Raw genomic sequence first — 15,788 nt, forward strand, 5'->3', positions numbered from 1 at the left:
CCTAAGTCTAAAATTTCATCGATTAACTACGCTAATAATAGAAACCTATCCTACTATATGAGTAAAAGCTTAGCTACTATAGGAAAAGGAGAGCTTATAGTAGGAGATAAAGATATAAGCTCTTTACAGGAAAAACCGCCAAAAGATCATAGATAAAAGAGCCCGAAATATTTCTCTCGGGCCTACGCCCTCTCCGCCAAACATTTCGCTCTCTGCAGGGTATTCTTTCCCCTTAGAGCTAAGCTTGCTGATATCAAAGGCTAGATAAAGGCCGTTGTTTTTAAAATACTTATATTCCAAGGCATCTCTTATATAAAAGCTGCTATATCCAAGCAGGTTCATCTACCCGTCAAATCCTCTAATTTAGATTATTATGAAGAGTAAAAATAGCATTGCGACATATTGCATAAAAAACTCGGGCTGGTAAATCGGCAATGATAAACGTCATAAAATAAACAAGAGAGGTTTAAAAGATCTGCTTACTTTTTGTAATTTTATACAGTGTATTACAATTGTACTGATGCTATAAATTTGACAATAGGTTATCAAATATGATAATATTGCAACTATGAAAAACGAATCATGGAAAATTACATTTTATGACAAAAGTGTCGAAGATGAGACATTGGCTTTACCGGGTACAATGCTGGCTAATTTGCTTAGGGTACTTGAGATGGCAAGAGAGATTGGGCCAAATTTAGGTAGACCGCACAGTGCCCCTCTTGGGAACGGGCTGTTTGAGTTTAGAGCAAAAGGCAAGGAGGGTATCGCAAGAAGCGTATTTGTTAACGTAATAAATAAAGAGATAGTTATTTTGCATACCGTGATTAAAAAATCAGACGCTATCCCCAAAAAAGATATGAAGATTATTATGCAAAGAGCAAAGGAGATAAAATGAGACCGACTTTCGAAGATTTTAAAGAAAAAGCGCTAAAAAAGAGTGAAGTTAAAAAAGAATACGATAGACTTGAAGTTGAATTCGAGCTAAAACTAAAACTGATAAAGATTAGAAAAGCCGCAAATTTGACCCAAGAGGAGATGGCTAGTAGAATGAATACTAGTAAAAGCAACATCTCAAGATTAGAGAGCCTAAACTCTAAAATTTCACCAACAATCTCTACTTTAAATGCCTATGCAAATGCTGCAGGATATAGGCTTGATGTAAATTTTGTTCGCTAGGGAAAGCTGCCATGAAAATATTAACATTAGACGGTGGTGGAGTTAGGGGTTTTCTAACGGCTTGCATATTAGAAAATATAGAAAAAATTTTAAATACCAAAGATGAATCAAAAAAATCACTGGGTGAATACTTTGACTTAATTGCCGGAACGTCAACCGGTGCAATAATTGCTGGCTTATTGGCAATAGGTAAAAGAGCAGACGACATAAAAGCTTTATACCAAAAGGATATTCCTGAAATTTTTTCAAAAAAAACAAAAAGATTTTTCTTCACACCTGGAACTAAATATAAAAAAGATATCCTTAAGCAAAAAGCCAAGGAATACTTCGGTGAACTTACATTTGAAGATGTAAAAACGCATTTACTTGTAACTGCTGTAGATATTGTAAGAATGGAACCGAGACTATATAAATCAAAATATAATGATTCAAATATTTCTAGATCAGACGAGAAGCTATATAGTGCGATTTTGACTTCAGTCTCTGCTCCAACCTATTTTGAGGTAGAGATGGATTTAAAGCACTCTACAAATTTAATAGATGGTGGCATAGTTGCCAATAATCCATCCTTGATAGCACTCTCTGATGCGCTTTCGTTTTGTGATAATGATATAGGTACTAGCGGAATAACATTGCTTTCGGTAGGAACCGGTAAGTTTTCAATGCTTCCATATAACCCTAATAGTTTAAAAAATACTATAATAAAATGGCTATTGCCAAATGCTCCACTGGTAGAAATTTTACTCAATACTCAATCTGAGTTAGCAGAATTTCAAACCAAAACTTTTATGAAACAGCTAGGTTATGAAAACGGTTATAAAAGGATTAATCCTCAACTAAAAATGAAGATGGGGTTGGATGACGCTAAAGATATAAATAACTTATTAAATTTTTCTAGTTTAGATGGTAGTGATACTAATTGGATAATTAAAAAATTATTGTAAAAGGATGTAAAATGGTCGATTGCAACAGCGAGTTAAATAAATTCTACAACGAAAAAGTAAGACTTGGTAACTTGTGGAATACTCTTGGAAAGTATAGAGATATAAATTTAGATAGGCTAAAGAATGGTTTGCGGAACAATAATAGTCCTGCTTATAACGATACGATAAGTCAGGGGTCGTATTCCATGAGGACAATAGTTCAACATGTTAATAATGATTACGACATAGATGTAGGCGTTGTCTTTGATAACTCAAAAATAGGAAATATGACTTCGAAAGATATCAAAGATATGGTTTATAGGGCGATACAAGATGATAGATTTCAAAAAGCACCAGAGGTACTAAAAAATTGTGTTCGTGTGTATTATAGCGAAGGACATCATGTTGATATGGCTATATATAGAAAAAAGGATGATAAGCAAGAATTGGCAAGTTCTGATTGGGAGGAATCGAACCCAAAAGAGATTGTTGAGTGGTTTGATAATGCCGTCATAAACAAAAGCCCAGATGATAGTAACGGAAGACAACTTAGAAGAATAGTTAGGTTTTTAAAATTTTGGTCTATTAGTAGGAAAACCTGGGATATGCCTAGCGGATTAATTCTGACAATATTGGCAGTAGAATGTTATGCGCCTATAAAAGCTCGTGACGATCAAGCATTTTATGATACTCTTAAAAAAATAAAAAATAGACTGCAATATAATAAATCTATTTTAAATCCTTTAAATTCAAAAGAAATAGTAAATAGCGATAAGCATAAAAGAAGAGTAGAAAATTTATACAATGAGTTGCAAGCTTTGTTTGATGAGTATTTATCAGAATTGGAATTAACAAAGGACAAAAAGAAGGTATTGATGATATGGGGAAAATTTTTTAATAGTGATTTTTTTGATGAATATATTAAGAATTTATCTTGCTCGGCAATTATATCAACTCCAAATAAGCCATGGCTAATATAGTTTTACAATCTTGTAGCCTAGAAAAAGAAATAGTACTTTGTGATGCCGAAAAAGAATGGTTGTGTAAAAATTATCCTGATCTTAAAATTTTAAAAGATAGAATAGCTGGTAAAATTTGTTTTTATAGATCATATAACGGTATAAAAATAGTTGACGATTTTTCTATTGTTATTTTTTTAAAAACACACATTCCATCGATAATTCCAAAAGTGATTAATTTAGATGATAAGATAAAAAATATTGCTAAAGCTATAAATAAAAATACGGATGAACTTCATATGAATAGTGACGGTTCATTTTGTTTAACGGTATATCCGAAAGAAAAATCGTTTTTTGCAAATGGTATTTTTAATATACAAGATTTTTTTATAAATTTATTGGAACCATATTTGTATTGGGTTAGTTTCTATAATAAATACGGCAGGGCACCTTGGGGAGAGTATTCCCATGGTGTGCTTGGATTATTGGAATTTATAGCTGAGGAAAATTTAAACTTTAGGAGCATGTACAAAATAATAAAATATAATGGAGAAATTAATTTTAGAGATATTGTTGGTATATGTAGACAGAGTAGTTGCTTGTGCTGCAAGAATAAATTTAAAAAAAGCAAAATAAGGAAGTGTCACTATCAAGCATGGTGTGGTATTAAAAAGGTAAAACAAGCTTTATTCAATGAGTTTAGACAACTACTTAACTACGGCCATCATAACTATTGATAATTTTAATTTTTTATAATAACACATAAAAGACATGCAACTAAAAAATAATTTTTAGCTCAACGAAACTTAAGCGGACTCTCTCTTGTATCTTTACTGTTATCTAAATTCGCATTCTTTTGGGTGTAGTAAAAAATTGTCTTTCTTTATCACTTTAAATTTAGATAATTTGTGCTTAGCATAACCCCAGAAATTCTCAATGCCATTTATATGGTTTTTTATCATTAGCAAATTCATTCTTTGAGTGTTTTGCTCTGTAATGTGCTTTAGTTCCATGATCCACTAAACCGCCACAAGCTTTCCGGCAATCAGAATAAATCACGCCCCCATCAAAGTCACTATATACGATAATATCGGTATTGGTTCGCTAGCCATAGCAGTTTTGACTATCTGAGTATAAATTCTGCTGTCTCTTTTAAACATACTGTCTGTTTATAGCTATAAGCAAAGCGAAGTAGAAATAACGGGATTTCGTTTGCTATGTATCTACCTCTTTTGCTCCTTACCCGTTTAGATCGAAAATAGCTTTCGTTTTATTTCGAAGCGAAGCTTCTAGGCGAGATTGTCAGCTGGGAACTTTATCGCTTTAGTTAATTTTATATCTTTGATGCTTCTATATTCTCTGCAAAATACTTCAGAATTTCTCTAAATTTTTTCTAGAATTCGGAAACGGGCTATATATTTGTTTTTCATTGCGCTCGCCGTAACCTAATGGTCCTTTGCTTGGGATTAAGCTAAAGAGAGCCAAAATAAAAGTATGAAAAACATACAAATTGATAAGCAGAAGAAGGCGTAATGCAATAGCAAATAGGCAAGCAAACAGAATAAATTTCTTAAAGAGGTCGTTTCATTTGCCGTTCCATGCGTTTCATTTTACGCCATGAAGCGTGCTGTACATAAGCTATAAATACCGATAGAATGGGGCTATCCGTCAAGAGGCGATAGGCTCTTGACGGATATTTATAGTGTGTCTTTCCGTCGCATTTCACTTTATTGCACCTATTTGAGACATTTTAACACGTTATAGGAGTTCTCTTTTGAGGGCGGTATTTTTTGTATATTACAGCTACACGTAAATTTGAAAATATACCCGCGTATTTTTTAATCATCATAACTATAAAAGCTATAAGCTTAAAAGATATTGTTTCTTTGTGATTGCAATGCTCTATGACTTCTTTTAAATATTATGAGATGTTTTAATACTATGATGTGCTTTAATACTATATGACATGAAGCGTTTTATATTCTTGTCCTTGTCCTCGAAAAGCTTCCTCTGCTTTTTGGAGTAGGCTTTAAATTTGGGTATAACTTTTTAATGTGCAAAATTTCTATGCTTGCATATTAATCTTAATAAATTTGCTTTAAATTCCCGTATGACTTTTAAGAGATTCACTATTGGGTAATGTTTAATCGTTTAGGACTAGTTTGTATATTTGAGTATTGCCGTCGTTAAAGCATCGTCACCGTTTATTAGAATTTATAGCACTTTATAATGTTTTTAATCTTAGTCTGGTTTAAAGTACTTTGATATTTAGTCCGGCGTCTTTTAATCTCAGTCTGGTTCTTGGTTATAGCTACTTAGATATGTATAATGCAGCAACTGCCGGCGGTAGTATATTGTGCCTATATCGTCTATCGTCATTGGGGTATTGCACCGATATTTGTAATACGATGATTTTTACGTATATCTCAGTTATTTTATACGGGCTGCATAGGATTTGACTATATACTTCTTACTTAAATTTATGTCGCTTTGTTTAAATTCTGCTTGATATTCATAGGCTCTTTGCCGTGTATGTTTAACCCCGGCTTTTAGTTTCTTATAATTGTCGAATACTTCCCGCCTATATTTGGGCATTGAGTGTTTAACTCAACGCTTTATCCACTTTGAGTAGCAGACATCTCGTGCTTCTTTATATTCTTACTATGCTTTATTCGCTTGGTTTGCTTATTCTTTTAATGTTTTTACTGCCCTCCGATATATTTACGATCAAGCGGATCGTGCGGACATTCTCTGTTTCTTTATTACGCTCGATTTATTTGCTATTATGCCTTACTATTACAGATTTACTTGCCTTTATTAATACTTTTATCATCATTGATCTTTATTAATGCTTTAGGTGCTTGATGTATTGAGTTGCTACCTCAAATGCTACAGCTGCTTCAAATGCCATACTTTAAGCTTTACTTTGAAATAACATTTAAGTGCTTTAACACCTTAACACCTTGATGCTTTAATGCTTTAATCGCTGCAACTATTAAGCCTTGATGCTTGCTTTTAGTGTTATAGTGCATAAAGCTTTTAGAATGTCTACTTTATCCTTTTATTCACTATTTGGTCTTTTCATCGCTCTTTTATATTCCTATATTATTTGTTTTCTCCATAATCTGATGGATGGCTGCTTTGACGTTTGTTGGTATGTGAATAAACACTTTAGCGTTCTTTATTATTCTAGCTACTCTTGCCGCGCTAGATTTGCCCCCCCCTTTTTTATTTCACTACTTTTTATCTATTTGCTTAAATTTTGAATCATACCCTCTGTATTTTAGAAATTTTGGCAATGTGTAGGAAATTGCATCGCTTGCCCATGCTTTTAAAGAATTTTAAAAGACTATCGAACCAAACCTATTCTATCAAGTTTTCCTACCCATTATAATTTAAAGAAGCTTAAAGGCTTTTAGGCACTTTTTAGCTAAGAAGGAAAGCTCAAAAATAGTATCAATAAATTTCGACTAAGTAGTTTTTAAGATCTTTCTAATATAATCTCCGACGCATAAGGACAAAAATAGTGTCTTAAGCTTTATCTATTGTATTCTTTATACCAATAAGAATATGTTTTATGGATAAGCGTTTAAAGCACTAAGTAAAAATTGTGTTTAATTAGCCTCCTTAAGGGTTTAAGTCTTGAGCTGTTATAAAGCTTAAGCTAAATTTCTTAAGGTCTATAGGTTTTAACCCATTTTTGCTTATTATTTAAAGTCTCCTTAAGAGATAGCAAATTTCGTTATATAGTCTTTAACGACTATAGAGCGATATTCTGTAATCACGTATTATGGGGCGTTTTTAAAAGTTGCATAGATACTACACGGGACACCACTTTTTATCGCTCAAATAGATCAAAATTTTATCCGTTAATTCCCAAAATTTTAAAATAGCTGCAGCTTTTGTGAGATAGGCATTTTAAAATTTTAAAATGCGTCGGCGCGAAAGCGAGAGCAAAAATTTATCTGTCTTGTAAAAATTTTCGTCGCAGTATTCGAGCAGAAGTGGAAAGCGGCAGTAAATTTTATCGGGTAGCGCCTTTTTTGTGTGCTTAAGCAATACGATTTGCGCTAATAATTTTCCCCAGATACTACATCATCTTAATCGCGTGCATTAAACTATCACCATTTTTGCGTAGTCTTATTTTACGCAAGTATGCGATTAAATTTCAAAATTTCAAATTTTGCACTGCAAACTCCTAGCTATTGCCGCGCAATTGTATTGTTATGTATATGTATTTTAAATCGTGGCAAAATTTAACTCAGGGCGATTCTAATATCTTGGTCGAAGCGCCCATATTAAATTTAAAATTTATCTCTAAAGCATGCGCCCCGTCTTAAGGATTCGATAACCATCAACTTGCCCCTTCGCGCGCCAAAACGACCTTGAAAGTTTTTAAAATAATGACGATGTCGTTCCAGATCGACCAGTTTTTCATATACCACGCATCCATGCCCGCCCTGGTCGCAAAATCCACGTCGCTGCGCCCGCTCACCTGCCAAAGCCCAGTAATACCAGGCTTGACGGATAAGATAAGAGATGCGTATTCGCCCATATCCTTACGCTCGTATTGTGCGCATGGGCGAGGACCAACGATGCTCATTTCGCCCTTTAGGACGTTGATCAGCTGCGGAAGCTCATCTAGCGAACTTTTTCGCAAAAAATCGCCCAGCTTCGTGATACGTGGATCATGCTCATATTTGTGATATTTTTCAAAATACTCCACCTCTTGCGGATTTTGCTTTAGATACTGAGCTAAAATTTCATCGCCGTTTTCTTTCATCGAGCGAAATTTCAGGCATCCAAACGGCTTGCCGCCAAACCCCATCCTTTGATGCGAAAAAAATATGCGCCCCGTGGGCTCTTTTAGCTTCATCATCAGCGCGATTACGCTAAAAATCGGCACCAGCAAGGGAAGCGCTAAGAAAATTAGCGCCAAATCAAGTCCGCGTTTAAGAGCTAAATTTAAAGGGCCTTTCAGAGAATTTCGTATCGCAAAGAGGCTGGTACGCGAGGTAAAAACGCTGTAAATATCTGCCTGCGTAAAGTCGTATGAGCGCAGCACGGGGGTGAATAAAATTTCTTTGTTCTTTCTGATATTATGCTCGATAAGCTCGTTCAAGGCTTTCGCCCCAAGCCTGCTTCCGCCGATAAACAACACGTCGTAATCGCTGCCAAGAGCTCTAACATATCCTAAATACGCGCTTTCTAAGACGGCGCTCTCAAACTCCTCGCCCTCGCCTAAAATTTTCGCCCTCTTCTGCCATAGGCCAAATTTAAAAAGCTCCCTTTTCGTTATGAGCTTAAAAATCGGCAAAACCACCGCCATAAAGGCAAAGCTCAGAATAAAGCTGGCGCGCGAAAATTCGTAATTGACTTTGATTAAAGCAAGTAGCGCTAGGCTTAGCAAAAGCCCAAAAAAGCAGCTTCTCACTAAAATTCTACTCTCGTGCCAAAAATCATATCGCCTCGAATAGATCCCCTGATAAAAAAATAGAAATATCATTATGACGTAGGACGGCGCGAAGCCCTGATACCTGCCAATGTCCAGTAGCACGCTATCGCCGTAGAGCAAATTTTTAAGCACCACGGCAAGTCCGAAGCAAAGCCAGATGCCGAAAATATCGACCGCCAAGATTATCAAAACGCAGAGTTGCTTTTTCATCCTAACTCCTATTAAAATCATCTTGCAGGCGCACGATATCGTCCTCGCCGGTGTAGCTGCCCACTTGAGCTTCGATTAGTACAACGGGGATTTTACCCTCGTTTGCGAGACGATGGACCTCGCCCATCCTAATAAACGTAGATTCATTCTCGCGTAGCAAGAAATTTCGCTCGCCCACAGTCACGGACGCAGTGCCACTAACGACGATCCAGTGCTCGTTGCGATGGTAGTGTTTCTGCAGCGATAGCCGCTTGCCGGGCTTAACGACGATACGCTTGATCTTGTAGCCGCGCTCATCTTCGAGCACCGTGTAGCTGCCCCACGGGCGATGCGTCGTTACGTGCACGCGCGCTAGATCGCTATCCTTTAGCCGCTCCACCACCTGCTTTACCTTTTGGGTAGAGCCTTTTCTGCATACGAGCAGGGCGTCTTTGGTATCGACGATAGCGAGATCCTCGACGTCTATGGCGGCTATCATGCGGCCCGAGCCGATGATGAGATTGTTTTTAGAATTTAGAGCGATATTTTGCTCGCTAGCGGTGTTGCCGTTCGCATCTTTGGACAGCTCGGCGTCTAAGCTATCAAAGCTTCCCAGATCGCTCCAGCCTATGTCTGCGGGCACGACCTTAGCAAGGCTCGTGCGCTCCATAACTGCATAATCGATGCTATCTGCGGGGATCTCTTGCATATCGCCTAGTTTAATTCTAATCGGATTTTCCGCGTTAGAATTTTCGTGCGCGCGAACGCAGGCTTCGTAAATTTCAGGACTTTGCGCTTTTAGTTCGCCTAAAAATACGCCCGCTTTAAACATAAACATGCCGCTGTTCCAGTAAAAATTCTCCGCCGCTATGTAGCTTTGCGCCGCCGCAAGCTCGGGCTTTTCGTGAAATTTTAACACGTCCTCGCCGTTTGCTTCGATATAGCCGTAGCCCGTATTTGCATCCGCAGGCTTGATACCAAACGTCACCAAAAACCCCTGCTTCGCAAGCTCGTGCGCGCGCAAGACGCTATTTTTATACGCCGCCTCATCTCTAATTAGATGATCGCTCGGCGTTACAAAAACAATCTCCTCGGCCTTTAAGCTCAAACACGCAAGCGCGATCGCAGGAGCCGTGTTTCTACCGACGGGCTCGAGAAGAAATTTTACGCCGCGCGCACCCAAAGCCTCAAGCTGATCGAGCGCCAAAAAATACTGCTGCTCGTTCGAGACGACGAGCGTGCGCTCGCATAGCGGGGAGTTTCGCTCATAGCTCATCATAAAAAGCGAGCGATCGCTGAAGAGGCGCACGAACTGCTTCGGCATAAGCGTGCGGCTGATCGGCCACAGCCTCGTGCCGCTGCCGCCGCTTAGGATTATATTAGTCATTTAGGCCGTCCTTAAATTCCTCATATTTTTTCTCGACGTAGCTTTTAATCTCGGCTTCAAAGCGCGCGCGCGAAAATTTTAAAGAATTTTCTCTGATTTTTACAGGCTCAAATTTATCATAATTTTGCTCAAATTTAGCTACGGCGGCGAGCAGCTCCTTTGCGTTTTGCTCCATAAAATACAGCCCGCTCTCGCCATCAAGCACCGTCTCGCGAGCACCGCCGCGCCCGAAGCAGATCACCGGCGTGCCGCATGCCTGCGCCTCTACAGGCGTGATGCCGAAGTCCTCTTCGGCGGCAAAAACAAACGCCTTAGCCCGACCCATAAGATCCGCCATCGTTTCATCGTCTGCAAAGCCCAAAAGCTCGACATTTTTGCCCGCTTTTGATTTTATTTTGGCCATATCGGGTCCGTCGCCGATAACGAGCAGCTTTTTATCCGTCTGTGAAAATGCCTCTACGATGAGATCGATCTTTTTGTACGGCACCATGCGTGAGGCGGTAAGGTAAAACTCCTCTTTGGCTTCGCGCAGCGTAAATTTATCCACGTCCACGGGCGGATAGATGACGTCGCTGGGCTTGCCGTATATTTTTTTGATACGGCGCGCGATGTAGCGGCTATTTGCAACGTAGTGATCCACGCGGTTTGCGGTGCTCGCGTCCCAAAGCCTAATTTTATGCAAAAAATACTTCGCCAACATGCCCTTTAAACCGCGATCTAGCCCGCTTTCGCGCAAGTACTGATGATACAGGTCCCACGCGTAGCGGATCGGCGTGTGCACATAAGAGATGTGAAGTTGATTTGAGTGCGTCAGCACCCCCTTTGCGACGGCATGCGAGCTGGATAGCACGACGTCATAGCCGCTTAGATCAAACTGCTCGATTGCAAGCGGAAATAGCAGCAGGTAGTTGCGGTATTTGTCCTTTGCAAAAGGAAGTTTTTGGATAAAACTCGTGCGGACATGCTTGCCTTTTAAAATTTTATCTCGGTCGGCACCCTTTAAAAAGTCAATGAGGCCGTAAATTTCAAAATCATTCCAGATATTGGTAAAACTCTCGACGCATTTCTCCGCGCCCGCATAGGTGCTAAACCAGTCGTGAATAAGGGCTTTTTTCATTGCAAATTCTCCATTATTTCGATAATCTGCTTAGCCGAGCGCTCCCAGCTAAATCTTTTTACATTTTCAAAACCTTTAGCACGAAGCTCGTTTTGTAAATTTTCATTATTTAAAATTAATTCTATCTTTGTTTCCATATCATAGATATTCATTGGATCAAAATACAAAGCCCCATTGCCACAAATCTCCGGCAAACTAGTAACATTCGAACATAGTACAGGGCAACCGCACGCCTGTGCCTCAATCGGCGGAATTCCAAAACTTTCATATAGTGATGGAAAAACAAATGCAATTGCATTTTGATAATAAGCTATCAGAGTATCTAAATCGTTAATTTGTCCAATAAATTTTACATATTCATAGTTTGTTATGTAATTTGAATAAAATATTTTTGGATTATAACTACCGACTATATATAATGAGATCTTTATATTCCTCTTATTTATATTATTTACGACTTCAATCAAATTTGTTATATTTTTACTTTTTGAAATCGAGCCAACATATAAAATATATTTTTTGATATTATTGCCATTAAATATATTATTATTTATAGTTTTATCTTTATTGGACACAATATAACTATTATATACAACATCTATGTTGTGATATAAATTATGTATATTCTTATAGTACGATAATATTTCATGTTTCGTATAGTTACTTACTGTAAAAATAAATTTACTATTTTTTATTATCAACGGAATTAAAATTTTATATATATTATGGAATAAAAAAGAAGTCCATTCTTTATTTAAAAAAGATAAACTGTGTATTACCGTAATTTTATTCCTATAAAATACTGGTGCCATATTGGCCAAATTTAACAACAATGGATTTTGTCTCTTAATTAAAAATCTCGGTAATTCTAATTGCTCCCATAAATATCCTTTAAAATTCCCAACACAAATTGCATCTAACTCTTTTGCCGTATTTACGTGAACTATATTTTTGGGAGCAATGAATTGAACATTATCTTTCAATATTCTTTTAAGCCACAATGAAATTTCAATTGCGAATCTTTGAACTCCAGTGATATTTTGGGTTAAAAACCTAGCATTGACAAACAGCATATCTTATACCTATAATATAATATTTAATCCACATATATACCGATTCCCTTCAAAAAAAATTTTAAGATACAGAACCAAGAAAGTTTCTGCAAATCATATTCTTTACCATGGCTATATTTTATTGCATTGCAGAACTCGTCTTTTGTATTAACCAAATAAATTATATCACTCATATCTTTAATCTGCTCCCACTCCACGCTAACAACCTTTAATCCGCAAGCTAGATACTCATACATTTTTAAAGGATTTATACTATTTACTAAATCAGGATAATCCTTAACATTAAAAGGAATTATACCCACCTGCGAATTATATAAAAACGCGGGGATTTTAGCGTATGGTATAGAGCCCAAAATATGGATGTTTTTTAGCTTTTTAAGTAAAGATAGATCTTTTTGCTCCGGACCTATTATAATAAAACTATAATTTGGCAAATTTTTAGCACAGTAATACACTAAATCCACATCAAACCAATCATGTATTGCGCCTACGTAAATTACCCTAGGCTCAGGAATATCTTCAAGCTCCTGCGGTAAAGCCCTATCTGCTGCTTTAAAAAAATCGAGATCGATACCGTTTGGCAAATAATACATTTTTGATTTGTCTTTTATTTCGGCGTATTTATCTTTTAAATTTTTAGCCGTATATATCACGGTATCCACGCTATTTGCGATCTTTATCTCGGCGTCAAACTGCGCATCCGAAACCGCACCGAAGCCTTTTGCGTAGTCAGCTATCCTTAAAATCGATTTTTTATACGTTATGGTATCCAGCAAAAAGCCAAACAGCGGGCTATCAAACCACAATATATCAACCTTGCCAAAACCCCGCTCCTTTATAAAATTTAGCAAACTCGGGCATGTAAAATTTTGCCAATTATTTAAAACGAAATTCGACGATAGAAATGGCTTGTTTTGAGGAGTAAAAAGGGAGCGCGGAACATAATAAAAAATGCTCCCCGCACTTTCGCCGCCTTTTTTATAAATTCTTTCCCGCTCTTTTAGCTCGTTGCTATTTGCAAAAATTTTATGTATAGGCGAGATAGGATTTGAGATAAAAAGTACCTCATACCCTAGCTTTTCAAACGCCCTGGCATAGTGATGGCTGCCGACTTGAAACGGCGAAGTATAGTAATTCGCAACAGCCATTAAAACTTTTTTAGACATTTTTCATCAACTTCCCATATCCATTCGAATATAACTCAAATTTACTATAATAAAATTCCCTATTTGCCATATCGATAATCTCCAATTTGTCCTCTTTTATCTCAAATTTTCTAATAATTTTTACGCCTTTGTATTCTACGGCGAGGCTTATAAAATTTTCTCCAAACTCCGCCACTTCACATCTGCATTCCGCAAACATTCCAAATAATCCTATCGCTCCCTCGCCCCAACTATTTTGTTCCAAATCGCCTATAATCGGCACATTGTGCGCTCTGACGCTTCTAAATTCATTTCTCCTGCTATGGATCGGAGTATAAAGATAGGTGCCGGGATCTCTTGCTATATCCAGCCCGTCTATCCACAGCTCGTAGCCCAGCTTATCATTGTGCGTGTGTCCGCCGTGACCCCTTTGCCCAAGCGGCACAGCGCAGATAGCGAGGTAAAATTTATCTGATTTGAAAATAAAAATTCCGCTGTCTGGATAAAATATATTTTTGATCTCTTGCGAACTCGTAATTTTAAATTCCATGCTTTTTTGGTGCGGCAATTCACCGAATTTCACGCCCGAGGCGCTCGGACTTTTATATGTTTTATCGCTTGCTTGCAGCGTGCGCCCTGCGAGCGAGCGGATAAAACTCCTCTCAAAGCAGATATTGTTTTTAAATATCTCATCGTCAAAAATTCCGCCCATGCAGCTAATTAGCGTGGAGTGGTTTAAGATATTTTCATCCCAAAACGCCTCGTCGCCGTCCGCAAAGCCGCTTAAATTTAGATATTTTCGCGCGGCTTGTTCGCTACTCAAGAACTCACCGTTTGGGCTAAATTTAAAAAACCTGCCGCTGTCGTTATCGCCGAATTGCGGCACTTCGCCGTTTGGCTTTGTAATGTCCGCGGTAAATCTACCGATTTTATACAGCCTGTCCACGAACCACTGCGGCAGCGCTATTTGTCCGTTTATAATTTTAAATTCCTGCTCGTCCGGCGGCAATAGTTTCGGCTTTTTGCGCCAAAGCTTTGCATCATAATTTTTTAGCGATGAAATTTTTTCACTTTTTAGACCCAGTATCAGAGCCGTGGCATACGCCATTAGCTCGCCGCTTAAGCGGTGGTAGCTCGTAGAACTCTCGAAATTGCCGCCGTCTTCGTAAAATTCCTTTTTCATTTCACAGGTTATCTCTTGCACGGCAAACGCCAGCCACGCGTCCGTCTCGCCGCCGCCGTCCAAATACGCGCAAGCTTGCAGCAGACCCGCGATGTCGCTTAGATAGTGATTTGACGTAAGGTGCGGCGAATATTCCAGATTATTTACGATATGAAGCGCATGCTCGTAGACGCTATTTGAAAAGGTCTGCTTGAAATTTTGATCTAAAATTCCGCCCTCATCCATCTGGCAAAACATATCGTAAGCCGCCAGCATATTAGCGACCCTGATGCCCACGTCCATCGTACAGGTCCAATTTACGCCCATTCTAGGCGGATTGTTGCGGATAAAATCTAAAATTTGGTTTTTAAATTCTTTTAAATTTTGCTCTTTCAGACTCGGATCCGCCATCGCAAAAATAGCAAGCTGCGGCATGTGCTGAAGCCTCGCAAGCTCCCACGGCACCTTTATATCGCTGCCGGGCTTATGGGCTATGCGCTGATCTTTGTACCATTTTTTCTCGCTCCACCGAAAGCCGCTTTTAAAATCTTTTTGCCAATCGATCGGCTCGTAGCCTTCGGGCGCATTCGCGGGCATCGCGACATTCATATCGTACTTGTAGCCCTCAAGCCCGAGCGCCGCGCTATCATAGCTATTTTTTACCCACCAGCTACCGAGCAGATCAAATTTATGCTCGATGTACATTTTGGATAGATATCTTACAACATCCGAATCGATATTTGACAGGTCGAGTTCTTTTGTGCTTATATAGCTAGTTTTGATGATCGGAATGTTAGAATTTATGTGAGTATTTTTATTCATAAAATCAATACGGCGATTAATAAAGTTATTTAATAAAACGGTTATTTTATTAAATAACTTTATTAAAACTATGCGAAACGGAGTAGAGTGAAGACGCTTTAAATAATATAACATTATGCTTCCCCTATGTGCGGACAACTTTTATATTCTTTAATTGCCCTGATAGCCAACCAGCTATAAAAAATCAGAGTTAATAGAAATAGTAAAACCTCCGATAGCATGTCAAATATTTTAAAAATATAGATTATGCTAGGAAAGAATAAAAATAACAAATAATAAAAATACCCTAAAAATAATTTTGGATATATTTTTTTGGAAACTACCATATAAACAACAAATCTAAAAAATGAAATAACCGCTATACAATATATAAAGAA

11 protein-coding genes and 1 pseudogene are annotated in these 15,788 nt (G+C 37.9%); 5 read left to right on the forward strand and 7 right to left on the reverse strand.

Annotation, left to right across the window (positions count from 1 at the left end; genetic code table 11):
* Positions 1-625: 625 nt before the first annotated feature.
* Genes Q0274_RS02160 through Q0274_RS02180 form a run of 5 tightly spaced genes read left to right on the forward strand, consistent with a single transcriptional unit; the run spans position 626 to position 3,798 of the window.
* Positions 626-898 (forward strand): type II toxin-antitoxin system RelE/ParE family toxin, encoded by a 273-nt coding sequence (locus Q0274_RS02160; RefSeq protein ID WP_298027366.1) that lies wholly within the window; start codon positions 626-628, stop codon positions 896-898.
* Entirely contained in the window at positions 895-1,179 is a 285-nt protein-coding gene (locus Q0274_RS02165) for a helix-turn-helix transcriptional regulator (RefSeq protein WP_298027335.1), read from the forward strand. Before Q0274_RS02160 ends, Q0274_RS02165 begins: the two co-directional genes overlap by 4 nt.
* Before the next feature lie 11 nt (positions 1,180-1,190).
* Positions 1,191-2,123 (forward strand): patatin-like phospholipase family protein, encoded by a 933-nt coding sequence (locus Q0274_RS02170; RefSeq protein WP_298027338.1) that lies wholly within the window; start codon positions 1,191-1,193, stop codon positions 2,121-2,123.
* Positions 2,124-2,134: 11 nt separating this feature from the next.
* The gene (locus tag Q0274_RS02175; RefSeq protein WP_298027341.1) at positions 2,135-3,082 is read left to right on the forward strand and encodes a cyclic GMP-AMP synthase DncV-like nucleotidyltransferase; all 948 of its coding nucleotides are present in this window, start codon (positions 2,135-2,137) and stop codon (positions 3,080-3,082) included.
* A complete protein-coding gene (locus Q0274_RS02180; RefSeq protein ID WP_298027343.1) occupies positions 3,070-3,798 on the forward strand; it encodes a hypothetical protein in 729 nt (242 codons plus the stop codon). Before Q0274_RS02175 ends, Q0274_RS02180 begins: the two co-directional genes overlap by 13 nt.
* Positions 3,799-3,890: 92 nt before the next feature.
* On the opposite strand, the pseudogene Q0274_RS02185 reads toward Q0274_RS02180, so the two are convergent.
* From Q0274_RS02185 to Q0274_RS02215, 7 genes and pseudogenes are all read right to left on the reverse strand, one after another.
* Positions 3,891-4,491 (reverse strand): annotated as a pseudogene (locus tag Q0274_RS02185) (IS1595 family transposase); the annotation flags it as partial.
* 2,924 nt (positions 4,492-7,415) lie between these two features.
* Complete coding sequence (locus Q0274_RS02190; protein WP_298027346.1) at positions 7,416-8,726, reverse strand: sugar transferase; 1,311 nt, start codon at positions 8,724-8,726, stop codon at positions 7,416-7,418.
* Between the two features lies 1 nt (position 8,727).
* Entirely contained in the window at positions 8,728-10,092 is a 1,365-nt protein-coding gene (locus Q0274_RS02195; protein WP_298027347.1) for a mannose-1-phosphate guanylyltransferase/mannose-6-phosphate isomerase, read from the reverse strand.
* Complete coding sequence (locus Q0274_RS02200; protein ID WP_298027349.1) at positions 10,085-11,209, reverse strand: glycosyltransferase family 4 protein; 1,125 nt, start codon at positions 11,207-11,209, stop codon at positions 10,085-10,087. Before Q0274_RS02200 ends, Q0274_RS02195 begins: the two co-directional genes overlap by 8 nt.
* Positions 11,206-12,282, reverse strand: coding sequence for a glycosyltransferase family 1 protein (locus Q0274_RS02205; protein ID WP_298027350.1), 1,077 nt, complete (start codon positions 12,280-12,282; stop codon positions 11,206-11,208). The genes Q0274_RS02200 and Q0274_RS02205 overlap by 4 nt, the downstream gene beginning before the upstream one ends.
* Positions 12,283-12,305: 23 nt before the next feature.
* Complete coding sequence (locus Q0274_RS02210) at positions 12,306-13,430, reverse strand: glycosyltransferase (protein WP_298027352.1); 1,125 nt, start codon at positions 13,428-13,430, stop codon at positions 12,306-12,308.
* Between the two features lie 10 nt (positions 13,431-13,440).
* Complete coding sequence (locus Q0274_RS02215) at positions 13,441-15,411, reverse strand: alginate lyase family protein (RefSeq protein WP_298027353.1); 1,971 nt, start codon at positions 15,409-15,411, stop codon at positions 13,441-13,443.
* Positions 15,412-15,788 lie beyond the last annotated feature (377 nt).

Source organism: uncultured Campylobacter sp., from assembly GCF_937973075.1.
Classification (GTDB): Bacteria; Campylobacterota; Campylobacteria; order Campylobacterales; family Campylobacteraceae; genus Campylobacter_B.

Bases quoted from the DNA above. Each gene is read 5' to 3' on its own strand.
- Q0274_RS02195 (WP_298027347.1), bottom strand. From the start codon at position 10,092: ATGACTAATATAATCCTAAGCGGCGGCAGCGGCACGAGGCTGTGGCCG.
- Q0274_RS02175 (WP_298027341.1), top strand. From the start codon at position 2,135: ATGGTCGATTGCAACAGCGAGTTAAATAAATTCTACAACGAAAAAGTA.
- Q0274_RS02165 (WP_298027335.1), top strand. From the start codon at position 895: ATGAGACCGACTTTCGAAGATTTTAAAGAAAAAGCGCTAAAAAAGAGT.
- Q0274_RS02205 (WP_298027350.1), bottom strand. From the start codon at position 12,282: ATGCTGTTTGTCAATGCTAGGTTTTTAACCCAAAATATCACTGGAGTT.
- Q0274_RS02170 (WP_298027338.1), top strand. From the start codon at position 1,191: ATGAAAATATTAACATTAGACGGTGGTGGAGTTAGGGGTTTTCTAACG.
- Q0274_RS02180 (WP_298027343.1), top strand. From the start codon at position 3,070: ATGGCTAATATAGTTTTACAATCTTGTAGCCTAGAAAAAGAAATAGTA.
- Q0274_RS02200 (WP_298027349.1), bottom strand. From the start codon at position 11,209: ATGAAAAAAGCCCTTATTCACGACTGGTTTAGCACCTATGCGGGCGCG.
- Q0274_RS02190 (WP_298027346.1), bottom strand. From the start codon at position 8,726: ATGAAAAAGCAACTCTGCGTTTTGATAATCTTGGCGGTCGATATTTTC.
- Q0274_RS02215 (WP_298027353.1), bottom strand. From the start codon at position 15,411: ATGAATAAAAATACTCACATAAATTCTAACATTCCGATCATCAAAACT.
- Q0274_RS02210 (WP_298027352.1), bottom strand. From the start codon at position 13,430: ATGGCTGTTGCGAATTACTATACTTCGCCGTTTCAAGTCGGCAGCCAT.